The following is a 20,840-nucleotide window of genomic DNA, read 5'->3' as shown; positions in this document are numbered from 1 at the left end:
TTGGATGTATACGATTATGGTTATTGATGACGATGAGTCAATAGGAAATATGGAACAGGAAGTTTTGGAAAGCAAAGGATATTTGGTGCAACGTGCATTTTCTGGAACGGAAGCACTATTGCTATTGCAACAAAAAAGACCAGATCTGATTTTGCTGGATCTGATGCTGCCGGGAATGTCTGGTGAGAAGTTGTTGCCACAGATACGAGGGATTCCAATAATCGTAGTAAGTGCAAAAACTGATTCAGATAGTAAAGTGAATTTGTTACTTGGAGGGGCGGTAGATTATTTAACTAAGCCTTTTGACACGAAAGAATTGCTGGCTCGTACTAATATCAGGTTACGTGAAAGCATGAGAACAACCGAATTTTCTATATACAACTATGGAGAGTTAAATATAGATAAGACATCAAGAAAAGTTTCATTAGAAGAAAAAACAGTGACCTTGACAAGAACGGAATTCGCAATTTTTAAACTATTGGTACAAAATCCGGGACAGGTAATCGCTAAATCTGTTTTATTAGACCGTATTAGTTTAGATACGCCAGATTGTACAGAAAATTCATTGAAGACACACATCAGTCATTTACGAGGAAAATTGCGAGAGATATCAGGAAAGGAATATGTGGAGTCAGCGGGATATAAGATTGTAGACTGACAACTTACAGTTTGTGGAATGGCAAAATCAGAATCTTAACTATTTCTCAACTGGTTTCTTAACTACTTCCTCAACCTTTGCCTGATAGACTAAAGCCATCAAGTAAAGGAGGATTGAATGATGCAATATGTACTTGAAACAAATGCTTTAACAAAGCAATACAAAAATTTTACGGCATTGAATGGTTTGACAATGCACATACCCAAAGGTTCTATATATGGATTTGTGGGAAGAAATGGAGCAGGAAAGACTACTATGATTCGATTGATTTGCGGTTTACAGGAGCCGGATAGTGGAAGTTACAGAATTTACGGCATAAAAAATACGGATCCGCAAATTGTAAAAAGCAGGAGACGAATGGGCGCAGTCGTGGAGACACCATCCATTTATCTGGATATGAATGCAAGAGATAATATCCGTCAGCAATATCAGATATTGGGCACTCCTTCTGAAAATGGAATAAATGAATTATTGCAGCTTGTTGGATTATCAGATACGGGAAATAAGAAGGCAAAGAACTTTTCACTTGGTATGCGTCAGAGACTTGAATTGCTATTGCACTTGCCGGGAATCCGGATTTTCTGGTATTGGACGAACCTGTGAATGGATTGGATCCGCAGGGTATCATCGAAATCAGAGAACTCATATTAAAACTGAATCAGCAGCAGGGGATCACCATTCTGATTTCCAGTCATATTTTAGATGAGCTTGCCAGACTTGCAACAAATTATGGATTCATTGATGGCGGACATCTGTTGAAAGAAATGAGTGCTGAGGAATTAGAAAAGCACTGCAGAAAATGTATTCGTGCAGAGGTAAGCAGTACAAAGACGTTAGCGTGTGTTTTGGATGCAATGAAGCTGGAATATCGTATTGTGGACGAACATACAGCGGATATATTTGTAGAATTATCAATTACAAAGCTGGTGGAAACTCTTGCAGGCAGTAACTGCGAAATATACAGTCTCAAAGATTGTGAAGAGAGCTTAGAGAGCTTTTATATGAATCTGGTTGGAGGTGGAAAGCATGCGTAGATTATTAAGAGCCAATTTTGCGAGACTGTTGAAGAATAAATTATTTTGGATTTTAACATGTGCAGAATTATTTCTGGGAGCTTTATTTCCTATTCTTCACTATATGGATAATATAGATGAGAATAGTGGATGGAACATGGATTCAACTATTTTTATATATGCACTTTTTGTTCCACTGATGGTATCTCTGCTTACTGCGCTGTTTATTGGAACTGATTACAGCGATGGTACAATGAGAAATAAACTGATTGCTGGTCATGTAAGAAGAAAAATTTATGTTGCAAATCTCGTCTCAAATGTGCAGGCATCCTTTACGCTGTGTGTTGCATTCATGTTGTCACATGTCTGTGTAGGGACTCCGCTTTTGGGATGGTTCGTGTCAGATGCACATATGCTTATGTTTTATGGATTAGTGACATTTACTATGACAGCAGCATGTACAGCAATATTTACTTTGATATCTATGTTGTGCAGTAATAAAGCGTATTCTGTGGCAGGGTGTATATTAGTGATTTTTATGCTGTTATTTGTCGGTGTCCGTATAACAGCAGCATTAAATGAACCAGAAACATATGATGCGTATTCTTATATGTCAGAAGGAGTTACGGTGGAGGAAGATGAAACACCGAATCCAAATTATGTATCAGGAACAAAAAGGCAGGTTTATTTGTTCCTAAATGAATTTCTTCCAGGTGGGCAGATGCTCAGGCTTTCCAGCATGAATGCGGAACATCTGGGAAGATATGCTATCTACGATAGAATAATTTTTATATTCACAACTAGTTGTGGGATTTTTATTTTTAAGAGGAAGGATTTGAAATAATGTGGAGCCTGTTATGTCTTGTATTGGGAATTGTTATATTGATTTTGCTTGGAAACTTACTGTCTTTTCAGAATTCCCTGCAGGAAATAACAGAAGGATTGGAGGAGAAACTTCACACGGATACAAACACGCTGATTTCAGTTTCTTCTGGAAATCGAAAAATACGTTTATTTGCTGAACAGATAAACAGACAGTTGTGGGATCTGCGGAGAGAACAATTAAATCTCAATCATGGTAATCAGGAATTAAAAGTAGCAGTTACTAATATCTCTCACGATCTGCGGACACCGCTTACTGCAATCTGTGGATATCTTGACTTGTTGGAACAAGAAGAATCAGGTGATAATGTGAAGAAGTATCTTGATGTGATAAGGGAGCGTACAGATTCAATGCGTTCCCTTACGGAAGAACTATTCAGTTGTTCGTTACTTGCAATACAAGATGAAAAACTCCATATAGAACAGATTTGCATAAATGATATTTTGGAACAGAGTATTGCCGGTTTTTATGGAGTGCTTGTTAATAAAAGAATACTTCCGGATATTCAGATGTCTGAAATTCGTGTAATGAGACAACTGGATAAAGAGGCTGTCAGACGCATTTTTGACAATATATTAACCCAAACTACAAATATGCTAATGAAATCATTCAGGTAGGAGCTGTTCTGCTGGATGAGAATTATAAATCTATTGGAACAATCAGCCAGTATGTTCATCCGAAGTTTGGGGTTATAGATTATTTTATCACTTCTAATCTCACAGGAATTAACAACAGGAATGTGAAGAATGCACCGTTGATTGGGAAAGTATTAAAGGATATGATTACATGGCTAAGTGACAGGGAATACAAAGTAATCGCCTGGAGCAAAAATGATTTGTCTCAGTTGGAACATGAAATTAAAAGCAAGAATATCGACGACCCTGAAATTGCAGAATTTATGAATCCTGCCCGTTGGATTGATTATCAGAATATTTTTGCCAAACGATATGAGTTTTCAAGACCGGTTGGCCTTGAAGAAGCTTTAATGCTCTGTGATTTAAATCCCGATGGAAGATTCCATGATGGCCTGTGTGACGCTTTAAATACGGCAAAACTGATAAAAAAACTGGAACTTAATCCAGAATTTCAGATTCAGAGTTATGAAAAAGAAAAAATGATATCTGCAGAACCTTTGAGTTTTAATCTTGGAGACTACATAAAAAGTTTTGGAAATTCAAACAATTTATCACAAATAACCAATGATGCAGTATAATGAAGATAATATTTTTTGATTCTATAGTTATTTTGACAGGGGGAAGGATTGTTTATGGCATCATTGGATCAGAAACTCCGTACTCTTTACCTAATGGACATTATGTTGGAGCGTACAGATGATAATCATATGTTAAATGCATCTCAACTCTGCAGTATCCTTGAGCAGGAGCATAGTATCACCACAGATCGCAGAACCATCTATACAGAAATGGAGATTCTGAAAAAGTATGGTCTGGATATTCAGCAGAAAAAGGGAAAGAATCCAGGTTATTACAACGTAGATTATATTCATACAGCGATTCATGATAATAAGGAAATTGCCTTCCAGTATGCAGAATGGACCATGAAAAAAGAATTTCATTTGAAGAAGGATGGTGCTTTTTACCTGGTCAGTCCGTGGGCACTTACCTGGGATGACGAGAATTATTATCTGGTGGCTTATGATGATGTTGCTGGTAAGATCAAGCATTATCGTGTGGACAAGATGAAGCATATGAAGGTTCTTGAAACAGATCGCAAGGGAGAAGTTTCTTTTCGGAACTTTGATCTGGCAGCTTTTTCCAAGAAAACCTTTGGTATGTACGGTGGTCATGATGTATGGCTTATTCCGATGGATGAAAATCATTTTCGGACACATGTTACTGTATCTGTTAGTCCACAGTTTTTTGGCTGGGTAACCGGTATTGGAAGGAATATGAGAATCGAAGGTCCGGAGCATGTAAAACAGAAATACAAAGAGTACCTGCAAGGTGTTCTGGAAAATTATTAAATGTAAATAAAGTGCAGATTGCAGCACGACTTTTGATTTATAAAAAGAATGTATAATCATATATGCTTTACAGCAGGGGACCGTATTCAAAAAGTAGCTGAAAATCAGATATTGGAAAAGTTAATCGCAGTTTAATTAGAGGAAACGATATGGAAGAACAACAAGAGATGAAACAATTACTACAGGATTCAGTATTTCAGAATTTTTATAAAATCAGTCAGATTCCACGAGGAAGTTATCATGAAGAACAAATCAGTGATTATATGGTTCAGTGGGCAAAAGAACGCGGATTGTTTGTGATACAGGATTCACTAAAAAATGTCTATATCAGGAAAGAGGCATCAAAGGGATATGAACAGAAAAAAGGGGTTATTTTGCAGGCTCACATGGACATGGTATGTGAAAAAATACCGGAATCAGTCCATGATTTTTTGAAAGATCCGATTCCGTGGGTTTTGGAGGGAGATATTCTAAGTACTGGTGGAGAGACAACACTGGGTGCAGATAATGGAATAGGAATGGCACTTGCCATGTCAGTTTTAGAAGAAACATCCTGGAAACATCCGATGATAGAAGTGGTATTTACAGTGGCAGAAGAGGAAACAATGGAAGGGGCAGAAAAATTTGATGCGTCATTGCTTCAATCTTCTTTTTTTATTAATCTGGATCATGCAGTTGGAACGGAGATTGTCTGTGGAAGCTGTGGAGGAGAAGCAGTTGAAGTAAATCTGAATGCCTGCTGGAATGATATTTCTTCTGACCAGATAGTTTATTGTCTGGAAATCGGAGGACTGAAAGGCGGTCATTCCGGAGAAGATATTCACAGAGGAAACGGGAATGCCAATAGAATACTGGCAAGAATTCTGCTGGAACTGGAAAAGCAGATGGAAATTCAGTTATGTAGTTTAAAAGGCGGGAATTTTCGTTTGGCGATTTCAAGAGAAGCCAGATGTGACTGTGTTATTCCTAAAAATAAGGAAGCTCAGGCAAAGAAGATCATTCAGGAAATATTTAAAAATTTAAAACAGGAGTATCAGAGTGCAGGAAAAGATTTATATATCCGTTTTGAACCGTGTAAAAAACATTTTGATAAAGCCTGCAGTATGGATTGTTTTCTTTCATTGATTTTATTTTCACCAGATGGCATTTGGGAAATGAATGCAGATATTACAGGTGCAGTCAATAGTTCAGATAATCTGGGGGAAATGTATTTAAGTCAGGATGGATATCGTGTGGTATATGAGATACGTTCAGCCTATGATTCTGTCAGGGACCATATTGCAGATATAATTATAAGACTTGGGAAAATGCTTGGTGGAAGTATCAAAATTCATTCTTCATACCCGGGATGGGCTTATCATGCGGATTCACTTCTTCGGAATACAGCATTACAGGTATTTGAGGAGACTTATAGTATGACACCGAAAGTCCATAGTGTACATGCAGGTTTGGAATGTGGCTGTTTTTTCATGGGAAAACCGGATCTGGATGTCATTTCCATAGGGCCTGACTGCTGGAATCTTCATTCTCCAGAAGAAAGGTTAAGTGTTTCTTCGACTAAGAGATTGTATCAGATATTGAAAAAGATCATTAAACAAATATCCGATCAGAAAATCTGATACATTATCAAGATAAAGTGCTAATGTAGTAAAATTATATTTGACAGACAAATCTGTTTCACCTATCATAAATTATAGTATGATTTGGGAGGTAGAAACTTGAAAAAGAAAAAAATACAGATAAAAGCTTTAAATCCAATGGTGCTTTTGGCGATTATTATTGTCTTGTGTGCAATTGCCACTTATATTGTTCCTGCTGGTGAATATGAAAGAGTAATGGATGCAGCAACGAATCGAGAAGTTGTCGATCCAAATACATTCCATTATGTCAAACAGAATCCGGTTGGAATATTTGCTTTGTTTATGTCGGTTACATTAGGCCTGCAAAGAGCTGGTTATATTATATTCTTTTTGTTTATTATCGGCGGAATGTTTCAGATTATGGAGGCAACGGGAGCTATTCATAACGGGATGTCTCTGGTTGTAAAGAAGATGGCTGGAAAGGAACTTCTGATGATTCCGGTATGTATGATCATCTTTGGATGCGGATCCTGTTTTGCCGGAAATTTCGAAGAATTTTTAGCTTTTGTTCCTTTGGTATTATCAGTGTGTATTGCTATGGGATTTGATTCTCTGACAGCAATCGGAATTATTTTTTGTTCTGCAGCTTCAGGATATGCAGGAGCCATGACCAATGCATTTACAGTTGGTGTGGCCCAGGGAATTGCAGGATTACCAATGTTCTCAGGATTAGGCTTTCGTGCAGGTGTTTTTGTTGTATTAATGACAGTTAGTATTATTTTCGTAATGCTCTATGCAAGAAAGGTTAAAAAGAATCCAAAATCGAGTCTTGTATATGAATTTGATAAAGATAAAAAGCATGATTTAAAATTAGAGGATGATGTAAACTTAACAACAAGGCAGAAACTGGTGCTTCTGACATTGCTGGGTGTAATGATCGCAATGGTGATTGGAATTGTCAAATTTGGATTTTATATTGATGAGCTGGCAGCACTCTTTTTGATTGCAGGTTTGATTGCAGGCTTTGTTGGCGGTTTAAAGCCAGGTGAAATTGCAGATGAATTTCTAAAAGGCTGTGGGAATCTGCTGTTTGCAGGAGTGATGATCGGCTTATGTAATGCAGCTATTATTATCATGGAAGATGCCAATATTATGGACACGGTCATTCATGCCCTGGCAGGCCTGTTAAATGGGCTTCCGCCAAAATTAAGTGCCTGTGGGATGTTTGTAGTACAGGATTTATTTAATGTATTGGTGCCGTCAGGTTCCGGACAGGCGGCAATTACAATGCCTTTAATGGCTCCACTGGCGGATCTAATTGGAATTACCAGACAGACCGCTGTTCTGGCGTTTCAGATGGGAGATGCATTTACCAATGTTATGGCGCCAACCGGAGGAGAACTTCTTGCAGCCTGCGCAATGGCTAAAATTCCATGGGGAAAATGGGCAAAATGGCTGATACCATTGTTTATAATCTGGTGGATTGTTGCTTTTGCAGCATTAACACTGGCAGTACAAATAGGATACGGTCCATTTTAAGGTGATAAAAAGAATATTTAAATGAAAATAAGTCCGAAGGAAAAGCATATATATCCTTCGGACTTTCTATTGTTATTTTTCTACGTATTTAGTTTTTAATTCAGTTATTTTTTCTGTATACACATTGTTTTGTTTCTGCTGAATAAGATTATTCCTGATAGAATCTGCAACAGCTTCAAAAGCAGATAGCTGAGCATCATTTTTCTGTTCAACTTTAATTAAATGGTATCCAAACTGAGTTTTTACAGGTCCTACCACATGTCCAATTTCTGCAGCAAATGCGGCATCTTCAAATTCTTTTACCATCTGACCTTTACCAAATGCTCCAAGATCTCCTCCGCTTTGTCCGGAAGGGCAGGTTGAGAATTCTTTCGCAGCATCTTCAAAAGTTGAATCACCATTTGTAATCATTTCAAGAATTTCATTACACTTGTCTTCTTCAGCAACAAGAATATGTTTTGCCTGTACAGTTTCACCTGTCATAAACTGTTCTTTATTGGCATTATAATAATCTTTAGCTTCATCTTCTGAAACAGAAATATCTTTCATAGATTCTGCAATAGCCATCTGAGCAAGAATTTCTTTTTTTGTACGATCCATAGCTTTCTGGAAAGGCTCTGTTTCCTCAAGTTTCAGATCTTCTCCTAATTTTGCAAACAAATGAATGGTAATAAGCTGATCCAGACACTGTTGTCTAAACTGTTCATTTGCAGCATAAGCCTGCTGTTCTTTTGGAAGAGCACGAAGAAGAGAATCTAAATCTTCCTGAGTAATCGCTTCACCGGCAACCATTGCCAGTACATTCTGGTTATCCATGTTTTTGTTCTCCTTTAACATTGAATTCTAATAAACCATTATATTATATATTGTGAAGCGAGACGAGTCTAGTTCTTTGAAAAATATGAATATTCTGGTTAAAATACCAAAAATTTATTACGGAAATGTTACAAAAATATTTACAAACCGTAATAAGTGTGGTATATTATAAACAGCTAATGAAACAAATAGATTGGGAGGAACCGATGATGGACCGAAAATTATATACTAGAGCGGTGGTTTTAATCTTATCGTTACTGATGATTGCAGGTATGACTGGGATTGGAGAAGAAAAGGAAGTATATGCTTCATATTCTCGATATGTAACAGCATCATCTTTGACTATTCGAAAGTCAACATCCACCAAGTCCAAAAAGATGGGCTCCTACAAACGAGGAACTAAGATTGTTTGTTATGGCACCAAAGGAAGCTGGACAAAGGTAAGAAAAAGTGGAAGATATTGCTATGTATATACCAGTTATTTATCTAAAAGCAAGCCATCCAGTGGATCTTCAAAAGGACAGCAGGTAGCCAATTATGCCACACAGTTTGTTGGGAATCCATATAAATATGGAGGAACAAGTCTGACCAAAGGTGCAGATTGCTCTGGATTTACACAATCTGTATATAGACATTTTGGATATAGCATTCCACGTACATCTTCTGCACAGAGAAGTGCGGGAAAAAAGGTTAGCTGGTCAAGTAAAAAAGCAGGAGATCTGATCTGTTATTATGGACATGTTGCTATTTACATTGGAAATAATAAGGTAGTACATGCCAGCAGTGCAAAGACAGGGATTAAAATTACATCACCTGCAAATTACCGTTCAGTTGCATGTGTAAGAAGAATAGTAAAATAAAAAAGAAGACTTTTGGGAGCTGGTTCAGTCATCTCAACAGTCTTCTTTTTTGTTTATATAACACTGTCATTAATCAATTCTTTAAATTCATCTTCAAACATAATATCTTTTAAAATATTTACAGCATCTTCGAACTGATTTACAGCGGTTCCATAGGTGTCCTTCCGGCAGATATTGAAGCCAAAATCATGGTAAAGTTTAATAGCAGCAAAAGAAGAAGGCTGTGTATGAAGATAAATAGCTCTGCCAGGATAATAAGTTTCAAATAACTGAAGAATCTGGGTGATCAAAATTCTGGCAAATCCACGTCCGCTAAAGTGTTTTGAAACGGCCAGCCAGTGCAGTATAGGAATTTTCTGGTTATCTTTCATTGATTCCCATGCCATGCAGGTTCCTATATACTGGTTTGTATATTTATCTTTCAGAAACAGGCATTGTTTTTCTAAGAGGGGAATATTTTGACAAAAGCGATTACGGAAATAATCAAGTATCTCTTTATCTGACTTAGAAGAAAATTCTCCAGATGCTTTTTGAATATCTTTCCAGACAGATTCCATTCCCGTATGATAGAATTCCAGTTGCGCAGATTCAGGAAGATTCTTATATGCCTGATGCCTGATATTATCACATCTCATAATAATACTTTTATAGTCGATCGGTAAATGATTCAATGATGTTCCTCCCGGATTTTAAGATTAACATTTAATAAGAAGTATTATAATCTTTTTTTTTCAAAAAGTACATGATATAATAAATTTAAGAATGCCATAGATTCAAAATTGGTAAAAAAGTCATAGATAGAGGTGAACACCATGATTTCAGAAGAAAAAGTTAAGATAATGACGGAGATGGCACGATATGAGAAACAATATGGCAATGAGGATTTTCGAATAAATCAGTATACGGAAAACGATTATATCCGTTTGGAAACAATGAAGATGAGTGTAGCAATAACCGTTGCTTTTTTTGGAATTATGGGACTGTTATGTTTTTTTCAGCTGGATGTGATTATTACATCGCTCAGAGAAGGAAATTTTATCACACCGCTGGCTTTGATCATGGTGATGTATATGGTTGGTTTTTTATTATATTTGCATTTTATAAGAAACAGGGCTGTAAAACATTATCAGGAGGTAGAGGCAAGGATTAAGATCTATGATAATTATCTTGAGAACCTTATGAAACTCTACGAAGAAAAGGAAAATGAGGACGTAAGTCCTACAATTGCTCCGGAGGAAGAAAACGATGGACAAAATATTAATCTATAGAGAACGTTTTTTGAAATTTTTATCATCAAAGGGAAAATATATTCAGTTTTTTGGAAGATTTGCAGGCGGATTGCTTCTATTCTATGTAATCAACAATATCTATGGCTATGCCAGTGTAATTGGAGAACCGTTTATGCTTTTGATTATGGGACTTATATGCGTGTTTGTTCCTGTTTCAGCTATTTATATGATGTTTCTTCTTGTTGTGATTTTGCAGTTGCTGAATATATCCATAGAGGTTTCTTTGATGTATATATTCATTATGGGATTATATCATTTGATTTATCAGTGGATGTTTCCTAAAAATAAAGTACTGTTTTTAATGACTCCGATATTTTACTTTTTCCATGTGCCGGCAGTGCTGCCTATTTTTCTGGGTGTTTTTGTGGGACTGGGCGGGTTGCCTGCAATTTTAATGGGAACTGTAAATTATTATCTGGCAATTATTATTAAAAATGCAGTCACTCAAATGGATAATGGAACTGTAAGCGGTCCCATATACAGTCTGATTTTAGAAGGAACGGCAAATAATAAAGAATTGTTATTGTGTATTGTTGTATTTATGCTGGTAACAGTAGTAGTTTCAGGTATTCGAAAGCTTCAAACTGCATATGGATGGTATGTAGCCATTCTTGCAGGAGGAGTGACATATCTCCTGTCTATGATGATCGGGGGATATTTTATAGATAGCCAGATAAACATTATTTCACAGATATTTATGATAATCTTTAGCATTTGTATTGTAATGATCATTCAGTTTTTCTATAACGTGATAGATTATACCAGACAGGAAACTTTTGAATTTGAGGACGAAGAGTATTATTATTATGTTAAGGCCATACCAAAAATCTCTGTTGAGGAAGAGGATATTAATATAAAGAAGATTACAATGCCGGCAAGGAGATTTTATTTAAAAAAGAAAGATAATCACAACGAGGGAGAGAAATCTTGAATAATATCGTAGACGTACTTGAAAAATATCTATATTGGACATCTATTCCGAAGATGAACTATAATGATGTGCTTGATATATTGATTGTCAGTGCATTGATTTATCAGGTCATCAAATGGATTAAAACAACCAGAGCATGGGTTTTATTAAAAGGTATTGGATTGCTGCTATGTGTGGCACTGGTTGCATTTTTGCTGCAGCTTCATACGATTAGCTGGATTCTGACTAATACTATGGGAGTGGGAATCACAGCTGTACTGATTGTATTTCAGCCTGAACTGAGAAATGCCCTGGAACAGCTGGGAAGAGGAAACTGGTTTTCGAATATTTTTTCTACAGATACCAATGGTGTAGAAGAGGAATATACAGCGAGAACTCTTCAGGAGATTTCCAGAGCAGCCATTGAGATGGGAAAGGTTAAGACAGGAGCCTTGATGGTACTGGAACGAGAAGTGATGTTAGGGGAATATGAGCGTACCGGGATTCCTATTGATGGAAAAGTCAGCAGCCAGCTTCTGATTAATATTTTTGAACATAATACTCCGCTGCATGACGGAGCAGTTATCATCAGGAATAATAGAGTGGTCTCAGCAACATGCTATCTTCCATTAAGTGATAGTGTGGAAATCGGGAAAGAATTAGGTACAAGGCACAGAGCGGCTGTTGGAATCAGTGAGGTATCTGACAGTATTACGGTTATTGTATCCGAAGAAACAGGTGCCATTTCAATTGCCAAAAGTGGAAAGATTATTCACAATCTGGATCCACAGGGACTTAGAGATGAACTTTCCGTATTGAGAGAAGAAAATACTACCAGCAGGAAATTTAAATTGTGGAAAGGGCTGAATCGAAATGAGAGAAAAAATAGAGAATGATTTACTATTGAAGATATTTTCCGTTGTTTTTGCATTTATGCTCTGGTTATTTGTAATAAATATTGATAATCCGGTAATTAAGAAGACTTTTTCTGATGTACCGGTTGATATGCTTAATGAGCAGGTGCTGGATGATTTAAATCAGACATATAAGATCGAAGATGGAGATACGGTAAGTTTTACGGTTAAAGGGAAAAAAAGCGTTGTTGATCGTTTGAAAAAAACAGATTTTCGTGCAACAGCAGATGTTTCGTCTATGTCAAATGTTCATGCAATCATAGTCAAGGTAGAACCTTTGAGATATAAAGGACAACTGGATATTGATACAGGCGGGGCAACAGTAAAAGTTGTACTGGAGGATTTGAAGAATGATCAGATACCGGTTGTTGTGGAGGTTGAAGGAACACCAGCGAAAGGATATACAGTCAGCAGCAAAACAGCAACACCGAATCTTATTTCCGTATCAGGACCTAAGAGTGTGATCAGCCAGATCAAACAGATAGTGGCAACAGTGGATGTAACCGGACTCAGCAAGGATGTCACCATGACTAAAACGGCAAAATGTTATGATGCAGATGGTGATATTGTCAGTCAGGATCGAATCAAACTGGATACAAAGACAATAAAAGTGAAGATTGGCTTATCTAAGACTAAAACAGTTCCATTTCATGTAAAGACAAAAGGAACACCAGCAAAAGGATATGCTCTTGGAAGTATTGATTATCAGCCTAAAGAAATAGAGATTACGGGTGATGAAGATCAGCTGGATAAAATTAAACAGATTAATCTGGCAAGTCTGGATATTGATGGAAGTACAAAAAGTATTGAAAAGACCATCAAAGCATCAGATGTGAATCTTCCAGAAGGTATCAATTTTGTTAAATCAACTGATGAAATCGGAGATATTGTAATTCGTGCCAGTATTGAGAAAAGGAAACAAAGGACTTTAACGATTAATACCAATCAGATTACCCTGATCAATAATACGAAAAATTATGATGTCACATTTGATGAAGATGTATTTGAAGTGAAGATTAGCGGATTAAAATCTGTGGTGGATAAGATTGTTGCAAAAGATTTGAATCCTAAAATTAATATGGAGATATATGAACCGGGAACTCATACTGTTCAGGTACAGCTTACAAAGATTAAAAATATGTCGATAGAAGACAACGTCAGCGTGAAAATAACAGTAGAATAAGGAGATGCGGCTTACTATGGATAAGACATTATCTGTTGTGCTTCCTGCTTATAATGAAGAGCAGATGATCGAAAAAACAGCAAATGTTATTACAGGACTTTTAAGAAAAGAAAATATTCCCTACGAAATCGTTTTTGTAAATGATGGTTCATCAGATGATACCTGGGAGAAGATAAAACAGATTAGAGAGAAAGATATGCATATCAAAGGAGTATGTTTTTCCAGAAACTTTGGAAAGGAAGCTGCAGTTTCAGCAGGTCTGGCTCAGGCAGATGGTGCCTGTGTGGCAGTTATGGATTGTGATCTGCAGCATCCTCCTGAAACACTGGTGACCATGTATCGGTTATGGGAAAAAGGATATCAGGTTGTTGAAGGTGTAAAAGCATCTCGTGGGAAAGAAAGTTTTATGCATAAAATTTTTGCAAAGACATTTTATAAACTTATCAGTGATGCAACGGGAATTGATATGTCCAGAGCATCAGATTTTAAGCTTCTTGATCGACAGGCGGTAGATGAATATCTGAAGATGCCGGAGAGAAATGTATTTTTTCGTGCTTTATCATCCTGGGTGGGCTTTAGGACCACTTATGTAGAGTTCGATGTTCATGAAAGAGAAGCTGGAAACTCTAAATGGTCTTTCCAGTCACTGGTTCGATATGCAATTAGAAATATTGCATCTTTCAGTGCGGCACCTATGCAGATTGTAACTGTATGTGGAATCATATTTTTTGTGTTTGCCGTAGTGTTTGGAATTCAATCATTGTATATGTATGCCGCGGGACATGCCATGGAAGGATTCACTACAGTAATACTTCTGCTGTTATTGATTGGAAGTATATTGATGTTTAGTCTTGGAGTTATAGGATACTATATTTCAAAGATATATGACGAAGTAAAAATGAGACCAAGATATATTATTTCAAAAGTAATTGAATCAGAAAAATAATAAAACCGGGAAAACCTGTAAAGGTTTTTCCGGTTATTTGCTTTTGTCTACGGATTTAAATACGAGAAGTTTGCTGATAAAATAATTGACCACGGTGACAATAATCTGTGTCTCCAGTTTTGAAAGCATCTCAGGCTGCCCTATGATTTCCACACAAAAAGGAACGCCTCCAACTTCCACAGCCATTGTAACCAGCCTGCCAAGAACGAATTTACAAAACTCCCGAAAAGTTTCTGACCAGGATGTTGTTTTTGACTGAAATACAAATAATTTATTTACGATAAAAGCAAAACAGATAGCAGCGGCAACGGATAGAAAATTGCTGATTTTATAATCAATTCCTGCAGGGCCCTTTAGCAGAGCAAATAACCCCATATTCACAAGGGTGGTAAGACCGCCAAAAAATAAATAGCGGATACGAGAATCCTTATATAACTTTCCAATAAAATTTAACATAAAATACTCCCTTCATTTTACATTCAACCAATATCTTAAGACATTATTCAGAATTTTTCAACTGATATTGTGGTATAATTCCTCTAGTATAGAAAGTTAGAGGAGTTTTATGATGAAACGAAAGAAAATCCAATGTTATGGGATATATACAGGAATGTTTATTATCCTGTGTACAGTTACTTTTCTTCCATTTATCATTGAAGGAAAAAGTTTTATCTGGGCAGCTGGGGTAGAAGACGGGTTAAGTCAGCATTTTTCTGCTCTGGCATATTATGGAGAATGGTTAAGAAAACTGGCAGGCAGCTTTTTGGCTGGAGAGTTTAAAATACCAATGTGGGAGATGAGTATTGGTTATGGTGCAGATATTATCCAGACCTTAAATTATTACGCTATTGGTGATCCATTGAATTTGCTGTATGGATTTGTCCCTGAAAAATACACGGAAATTATGTATCACTTTATGATTATTCTGCGAATGTATCTGGCTGGAATTATATTTATTATGTATAGCAGAAAGATGAAAAAGCGTGATGAGGGAGCGATTATAGGGGCAGTGGTATATGTTTTTTGTGGCTTTACCCTCAGATTAGGACTAAGACATCCATTTTTCTTAAATCCAATGATCTATTTTCCGCTTCTGTATCTTGGGATAGAGAAAATATTTAAAAAGGAAAAGCCGTTTTTGTTTGTGCTGGCAGTTTGCCTTTCAGCATTAAGTAATTATTACTTCCTGTACATGTTGACGATATTTTCCGTTATCTATGCATGGATTCGGTTTTACAAATATGAAAAAGGACAGGGTATCAAACGGTTCTTTCAGGTTGTTGGAAAATTTGCAGGATATTATATGCTGGGTATTGCAATGTCTGCAGTAATCCTGCTTCCATCTGTTATAGGATTTCTTGGAAACGGAAGAAATGGTGTGGGAGTTGACTGGATAACTTTGATTATTTATCCGGTGAAATATTATGTTTTGTTTATAGAAAATTCTGTTGGTTATGGCAATATAGGAAATAATACCAACGCAGGATTTTTGCCAATAGCCGGAATTGCTGTACTGTTTACATTGTTTTCAGATCGAATGAAACATAGAAAATATAAAATGGCATATATCACCTCGCTGATTGCACTGGCTTTCCCGATCTTCGGATTTGCATTTAATGGTTTCTCATATGCCAGCAATCGCTGGAGTTTTGTATTGAGCTTTATTGTGGCGTTATTAACTGCAGAAATGTATCCAAGATTTTTTATTATGACAAAAAGGCAGAAAATCGGGATTGCAGCAGGAATTCTGTTATATCAGTTATTAGCCATAGGTGCCGGATTATATGACAGCAAGATGTTTGAAAGCAGAGGAGTTTATACAGCATGCGGGCTCCTTTGGATTTTCTATTTCTGTTTTTTGTGGTTTCAGAAAAAGGGATACAATGGCAGAATGACGATTACAAAGGTAGTGATCGGATGCTTATTGATTATATCTGCAGGAACACATGGATATTATCGTTTTAGTGAAAAACAAAGTGCTTATACAAAGCAGTTTTTAGATCAGAATACAGCATTAAAGCGTTTGTGTCCAAAGGAAATAGAAATGCTGAAATCAGTAAAAGATTCCTCCCTGTATCGTGTCCATGCAGAAGAATTTAAATATAAAAATTATGGACTGATCAATGATCTTAATACTATCAGCGGTTATTACAGCATTACCGCTGGAGATGTTACAAAAACAGTAAACAGTTATGAGACATTGGGAATGCAGTATGCGGACAAATATCATGGATTGGATCAAAGGACAGGTCTCATGTCACTGGCAGGGGTGAAATATGTAACAATTTCAGGAAACGGGTTCATTGATGAAAAGAACAGATCAAAAGGTGATGTTCCATACGGCTTTAAAAAACTTAAAACCAATGGCAGGATAACTTTGTATGAGAACCCATATTGCCTTCCTATGGCATATGGATATGAATCTTTCATAACAAAGAATCAGTATAATGCATTAAATGGCGTTGGACGTGAGCAGGCAATGCTTGGAAATATTGTATTAGAAAAGGAACCAAAAAGAACAAAGCTGAAACATGAAAAAGTATATAATCAGCCTAAGGTTTCAACGATTCCTTTATCTGAAAAGAGAATTTCTTCTCCGAAGGGAGAAAAATATGCAGAGATAACAGTACCGGTTAATTCCAAAAAAGAAATATATCTGTATTTTAAAAATCTCGAGTATGATGATTCAAAAGTCAGTACAGAAAATGTATTTCTTTCAGGAAAGAAGAGTACCAAAGGTATTATTATTGATCAAAAAGAGCTGAGTAAAAAAATATTTATTCAAAGTAAGTTCAGCCCGTATTATTTTGGCAGAAAAGATTATATGGTGAAAGTAGATTGCCGGGGTACGAAAGGCAAAGAGCAGATCAGGATGAGATTTCTTTCTCGCGGGAACTACAAATTTGATAATTTTTATCTGGTAGTGGCTGATAAAAAGCAGACCATTGAGAAAATCAACAGTCTGAAAAAACATGGATTAAAAAATATTTTATATGATGGCAATACATTTTCCGGTGACGTGCAGGGAGAAAAAGATCAGGCGGTATGCATAGCAATTCCTTATTCAAGAGGATGGGAAGCAACCGTAGATGGCAGAAAGACTCCTATCCAGAAGGCAAATGGAATGTTCATGGGAGTTATGGTGGATAAAGGAAACCATCACATAGAGCTTCATTATACGACACCAGGTCTATGGACAGGAATGTGGATTTCAATCGCAGGATGGATTATATTTGTTGGAATGGTGGTAAAAATGACAATCTTGTCAGATTCTTTACGGAGAAAAGAAGTATAATAAAATCACTTGAATGAAAAACTTGAAGAAAAGGAGAAAACAAATGAACGCATACGGATTTAAGATTTCAGACATCAAAGGAGAAATGCGTGTAGTAAATCTTGCAAAACAACTGACAGGATTGTATGAACCGTTTAAAGATTATCTGAGGAAAACAGGATTAGAGGAAACAGAGGTAAACTTTGAAGAATGGATAAAGGGATATTTTCAGATAGGAAATCACCATGGACTGGCGGCACTTATTACTGCCATGATCAACGAAAAAGAAGGTCTGGAATTATGTTGTAATGATGATTATGAAATCATTTATTTTCCTGCAGTTATACCATGGCAAACCAATGAAAGAATGAGGAATATGACGAAAGACCAATTAGATAATATTTTTCATAAGTGGATAGGAATGCTGACAGACGAAGAAATTACGATACAGGCATTTGATTTCGATTAAAAACAGTGAGATGAAAGGACATGTTAAATGTCCTTTTTCCTTTTTACACAGAGAACTGAAATCAGGCTTATTTGCTTTGCTTTTATTCTAAATTAAGTGGTCATAATGTAAAAAATGTGTTAATATGTTAAATTAGAAAGATAATTATTACAAAAGTATGATAGGAGATTGAAAATGAGTGCTTTTTCAGCCGCAGATATCTTAGTGCCACAGGTAGATTCCATGGAAAAATGGGCCGTGATTGCCTGTGATCAGTTTTCATCTCAACCGGAATATTGGGAGGATGTCCGAAGAATAGTCGGCAAAGAACCATCAGCATTAAATTTGATTTTACCAGAAGTTGAATTGGGAACAGAGCAGGAAGCAGAACATATTGAGAAGATTCAAAAGTCCATGAATAAATATCGGCAGGATAAATTATTTAAAGCATATCATCATGCGTTTATATATGTAGAAAGAACCTTGCAGAATGGACTTATTCGTAAAGGAATAGTAGGTGTGGTGGATTTAGAAGCCTACAGTTATACTGTTGGTGAGGATGCAAAAATTCGTGCCACAGAAAAGACTGTTATGGAACGGATTCCGCCAAGAATGAAAATCCGGTATAATGCAGAAGTTGAACTGCCTCATGTAATATTATTATGTGATGATCAGAGACATACATTGATTGAGCCAATTTCAAAAACGAAAAAACAGTTACCAAAGTTATACGATTTTGACCTGATGAAAAATGGCGGTCATATCGCGGGATGGCTTGTACAAGGTGAAGCGGCAGAATCATTAGAGCAGAGACTAGATGTTTATGAGAAAACTACAGCCAGCAGATATAAAGAATTTGGTGAAAAGCCTATGATATTTGCCATGGGCGATGGAAATCATTCTCTTGCAACGGCAAAGGCCTGTTATGAAAGGCTGAAAAGGAATCATCCGGAAGAAGATTTATCTGACCATCCTGCACGTTATGCATTGGTGGAACTGGAAAATATCCATGATGAGGCTCAGCAATTTGAGGCTATTCACAGAATACTAAAAAGTGTAGATACGAAAGAATTGCTGGATTATCTAAAAGAGACAATCTGCAGTGAAGATGGATATCCTTTGGAATGGTATTCAGGAAAGAAGAAAGGTATTCTACATATAGATCTAAGGAAAAATCAGCTTGCAGTAGAAAAACTGCAGATTGCTTTAGATGAATATTTGAAGGAAAATTCAGGCGAAATTGATTACATTCATGGAGAAGATGTTATAAAACAGTTATCAGCAGAAAAAAACTCTATAGGATTTATACTGCCCGCAATGAAAAAAGAGGAATTATTTCCAGGTGTAATGGCAGGAGGGGTTTTGCCTAGAAAAACTTTTTCCATGGGACATGCATGTGAAAAAAGATATTATATTGAAGCAAGAATGATCAAATAGTACATAAAAGTTATGGAGGGAGATAAAATGGCTATTTTAGTTGCAGGTGGTGCCGGATATATTGGCAGTCATACATGTGTGGAACTGTTAAATGCAGGATATGAAGTTGTCGTAGTGGATAACTTGTATAATTCCAGTGCGGAAGCCTTAAAAAGGGTAGAACAGATTACAGGGAAAGCTGTAAAATTTTATGAAGCAGATATTTTGGACAAGAATGCTTTAGAGGAAGTTTTTGATAACGAAAATATTGAATCTGTGATTAATTTTGCAGGATTAAAGGCAGTAGGAGAATCCGTACAGAAACCTTTGGAATATTATCATAATAACATTACAGGGACTTTGATCCTTTGCGATGTTATGAGAAACCACGGAGTGAAAAATATTATCTTCAGTTCTTCTGCTACGGTATATGGAGATCCGGCATTTATTCCAATTACAGAAGAATGTCCAAAAGGAAAGATCACAAATCCATACGGTCAGACAAAAGGCATGTTGGAACAGATCCTTACCGACCTTCATGTAGCAGATCCGGAATGGAATGTTGTTTTATTGCGTTATTTTAATCCAATTGGTGCCCATGAAAGTGGATTGATCGGGGAAGATCCAAAAGGAATCCCAAATAACCTGGTTCCGTATATCGCACAGGTTGCCGTTGGAAAGCTGGAAAAACTGGGGGTATTCGGTGATGATTATAATACACCGGACGGAACAGGGGTAAGAGATTACATCCATGTGGTGGATCTGGCAAAAGGACATGTGAAAGCTCTGAAGAAATTTGAAGAAGATCCGGCAGTTAGTATCTACAATCTGGGAACCGGAAAAGGATATAGTGTGTTAGATGTATTACATGCTTATGAAGAAGCATGTGGAAAAGAACTTCCATATGAAATCAAGCCTAGACGAGCTGGTGATATTGCTACATGCTATTGTGATGCAACAAAGGCAAAAGAGGAATTGGGCTGGATTGCAGAAAAAGGAATAAAAGAGATGTGTGCAGATTCATGGAAATGGCAGTCAATGAATCCGGATGGTTATATGAAATAGGATCTAATAATAATTATATATAATTAGAAGAAGGTGCTGTCGGTTAATGACAGTTCTAAATA

Annotated in this window: 20 protein-coding genes and 1 pseudogene; 18 read left to right on the top strand and 3 right to left on the bottom strand. The window is 36.6% G+C overall.

What is annotated here, in order from left to right:
* The first annotated feature begins 4 nt into the window (after nucleotides 1-4).
* The 8 genes and pseudogenes from KTB61_RS04545 to KTB61_RS04510 all read left to right on the top strand — a co-directional run bounded on the left by KTB61_RS04545 (nucleotide 5) and on the right by KTB61_RS04510 (nucleotide 7,657).
* Nucleotides 5-658, top strand: coding sequence for a response regulator transcription factor (locus tag KTB61_RS04545; RefSeq protein ID WP_216696915.1), 654 nt, complete (start codon nucleotides 5-7; stop codon nucleotides 656-658).
* 120 nt (nucleotides 659-778) lie between these two features.
* Nucleotides 779-1,692: pseudogene (locus KTB61_RS13320) on the top strand (ABC transporter ATP-binding protein).
* The gene (locus KTB61_RS04535) at nucleotides 1,685-2,515 is read left to right on the top strand and encodes an ABC transporter permease subunit (RefSeq protein WP_216696914.1); all 831 of its coding nucleotides are present in this window, start codon (nucleotides 1,685-1,687) and stop codon (nucleotides 2,513-2,515) included. The pseudogene KTB61_RS13320 and the gene KTB61_RS04535 overlap by 8 nt, the downstream one beginning before the upstream one ends.
* The gene (locus tag KTB61_RS04530; protein ID WP_216696913.1) at nucleotides 2,515-3,171 is read left to right on the top strand and encodes a sensor histidine kinase; all 657 of its coding nucleotides are present in this window, start codon (nucleotides 2,515-2,517) and stop codon (nucleotides 3,169-3,171) included. The genes KTB61_RS04535 and KTB61_RS04530 overlap by 1 nt, the downstream gene beginning before the upstream one ends.
* A complete protein-coding gene (locus KTB61_RS04525; RefSeq protein ID WP_075759459.1) occupies nucleotides 3,129-3,767 on the top strand; it encodes a 3'-5' exonuclease in 639 nt (212 codons plus the stop codon). Before KTB61_RS04530 ends, KTB61_RS04525 begins: the two co-directional genes overlap by 43 nt.
* A gap of 54 nt (nucleotides 3,768-3,821) precedes the next feature.
* Nucleotides 3,822-4,538: a helix-turn-helix transcriptional regulator gene (locus KTB61_RS04520; RefSeq protein WP_216696912.1), complete on the top strand. Its 717-nt coding sequence runs from the start codon at nucleotides 3,822-3,824 to the stop codon at nucleotides 4,536-4,538.
* 149 nt (nucleotides 4,539-4,687) lie between these two features.
* Nucleotides 4,688-6,157, top strand: a complete 1,470-nt coding sequence (gene pepD / locus KTB61_RS04515) for a beta-Ala-His dipeptidase (protein WP_216696911.1) — start codon at nucleotides 4,688-4,690, stop codon at nucleotides 6,155-6,157.
* A gap of 99 nt (nucleotides 6,158-6,256) precedes the next feature.
* Nucleotides 6,257-7,657 (top strand): YfcC family protein, encoded by a 1,401-nt coding sequence (locus KTB61_RS04510; RefSeq protein ID WP_230973612.1) that lies wholly within the window; start codon nucleotides 6,257-6,259, stop codon nucleotides 7,655-7,657.
* A 72-nt stretch (nucleotides 7,658-7,729) separates the two neighbouring features.
* Here KTB61_RS04510 and KTB61_RS04505 read toward each other — a convergent pair whose 3' ends face one another.
* Entirely contained in the window at nucleotides 7,730-8,473 is a 744-nt protein-coding gene (locus KTB61_RS04505; protein WP_216696910.1) for a peptidylprolyl isomerase, read from the bottom strand.
* Nucleotides 8,474-8,682: 209 nt separating this feature from the next.
* Between KTB61_RS04505 and KTB61_RS04500 the strand changes: the two genes are divergently transcribed.
* A complete protein-coding gene (locus KTB61_RS04500; protein WP_230973611.1) occupies nucleotides 8,683-9,333 on the top strand; it encodes a C40 family peptidase in 651 nt (216 codons plus the stop codon).
* A gap of 53 nt (nucleotides 9,334-9,386) precedes the next feature.
* On the opposite strand, the gene KTB61_RS04495 is transcribed toward KTB61_RS04500, so the two are convergent.
* Nucleotides 9,387-10,004 carry a GNAT family N-acetyltransferase gene (locus tag KTB61_RS04495; protein WP_216696908.1) on the bottom strand — a complete coding sequence of 206 codons (618 nt, stop codon included), beginning with the start codon at nucleotides 10,002-10,004 and terminating at the stop codon, nucleotides 9,387-9,389.
* Nucleotides 10,005-10,145: 141 nt separating this feature from the next.
* On the opposite strand from KTB61_RS04495, the gene KTB61_RS04490 reads away from it, so the two are divergent.
* The 5 genes from KTB61_RS04490 to KTB61_RS04470 are packed head-to-tail and all read left to right on the top strand — an operon-like array spanning nucleotide 10,146 to nucleotide 14,575.
* A complete protein-coding gene (locus KTB61_RS04490) occupies nucleotides 10,146-10,601 on the top strand; it encodes a hypothetical protein (RefSeq protein WP_216696907.1) in 456 nt (151 codons plus the stop codon).
* On the top strand, nucleotides 10,579-11,553 hold the full coding sequence (locus KTB61_RS04485) for a hypothetical protein (protein ID WP_075759453.1): 975 nt from the start codon (nucleotides 10,579-10,581) through the stop codon (nucleotides 11,551-11,553). Before KTB61_RS04490 ends, KTB61_RS04485 begins: the two co-directional genes overlap by 23 nt.
* A gap of 5 nt (nucleotides 11,554-11,558) precedes the next feature.
* Nucleotides 11,559-12,428, top strand: coding sequence for a diadenylate cyclase CdaA (cdaA, locus tag KTB61_RS04480; RefSeq protein ID WP_075760544.1), 870 nt, complete (start codon nucleotides 11,559-11,561; stop codon nucleotides 12,426-12,428).
* Nucleotides 12,406-13,629 (top strand): CdaR family protein, encoded by a 1,224-nt coding sequence (locus tag KTB61_RS04475; RefSeq protein ID WP_075759452.1) that lies wholly within the window; start codon nucleotides 12,406-12,408, stop codon nucleotides 13,627-13,629. Before cdaA ends, KTB61_RS04475 begins: the two co-directional genes overlap by 23 nt.
* A 16-nt stretch (nucleotides 13,630-13,645) precedes the next feature.
* Nucleotides 13,646-14,575 (top strand): glycosyltransferase family 2 protein, encoded by a 930-nt coding sequence (locus tag KTB61_RS04470; protein WP_075759451.1) that lies wholly within the window; start codon nucleotides 13,646-13,648, stop codon nucleotides 14,573-14,575.
* 33 nt (nucleotides 14,576-14,608) lie between these two features.
* Here KTB61_RS04470 and KTB61_RS04465 read toward each other — a convergent pair whose 3' ends face one another.
* Entirely contained in the window at nucleotides 14,609-15,031 is a 423-nt protein-coding gene (locus tag KTB61_RS04465; RefSeq protein WP_075759450.1) for a GtrA family protein, read from the bottom strand.
* 112 nt (nucleotides 15,032-15,143) lie between these two features.
* Between KTB61_RS04465 and KTB61_RS04460 the strand changes: the two genes are divergently transcribed.
* From KTB61_RS04460 to galE, 4 genes are all read left to right on the top strand, one after another.
* Nucleotides 15,144-17,870, top strand: coding sequence for a YfhO family protein (locus tag KTB61_RS04460; protein ID WP_230973610.1), 2,727 nt, complete (start codon nucleotides 15,144-15,146; stop codon nucleotides 17,868-17,870).
* 43 nt (nucleotides 17,871-17,913) lie between these two features.
* The gene (locus KTB61_RS04455; protein WP_075759448.1) at nucleotides 17,914-18,318 is read left to right on the top strand and encodes a hypothetical protein; all 405 of its coding nucleotides are present in this window, start codon (nucleotides 17,914-17,916) and stop codon (nucleotides 18,316-18,318) included.
* A 174-nt stretch (nucleotides 18,319-18,492) separates the two neighbouring features.
* Nucleotides 18,493-19,734 (top strand): DUF1015 domain-containing protein, encoded by a 1,242-nt coding sequence (locus KTB61_RS04450; protein WP_216696905.1) that lies wholly within the window; start codon nucleotides 18,493-18,495, stop codon nucleotides 19,732-19,734.
* A gap of 27 nt (nucleotides 19,735-19,761) precedes the next feature.
* Entirely contained in the window at nucleotides 19,762-20,778 is a 1,017-nt protein-coding gene (gene galE / locus KTB61_RS04445) for a UDP-glucose 4-epimerase GalE (RefSeq protein ID WP_216696904.1), read from the top strand.
* The last annotated feature ends 62 nt before the right edge of the window (nucleotides 20,779-20,840 follow it).

It is taken from the genome of Anaerostipes faecalis, from assembly GCF_018982945.1.
Classification (GTDB): domain Bacteria; phylum Bacillota; class Clostridia; order Lachnospirales; family Lachnospiraceae; genus Anaerostipes; species Anaerostipes faecalis.
The sequence above is the reverse complement of the archived record's forward strand: the minus strand, read 5'-3'. Positions and strand labels throughout refer to the sequence as shown.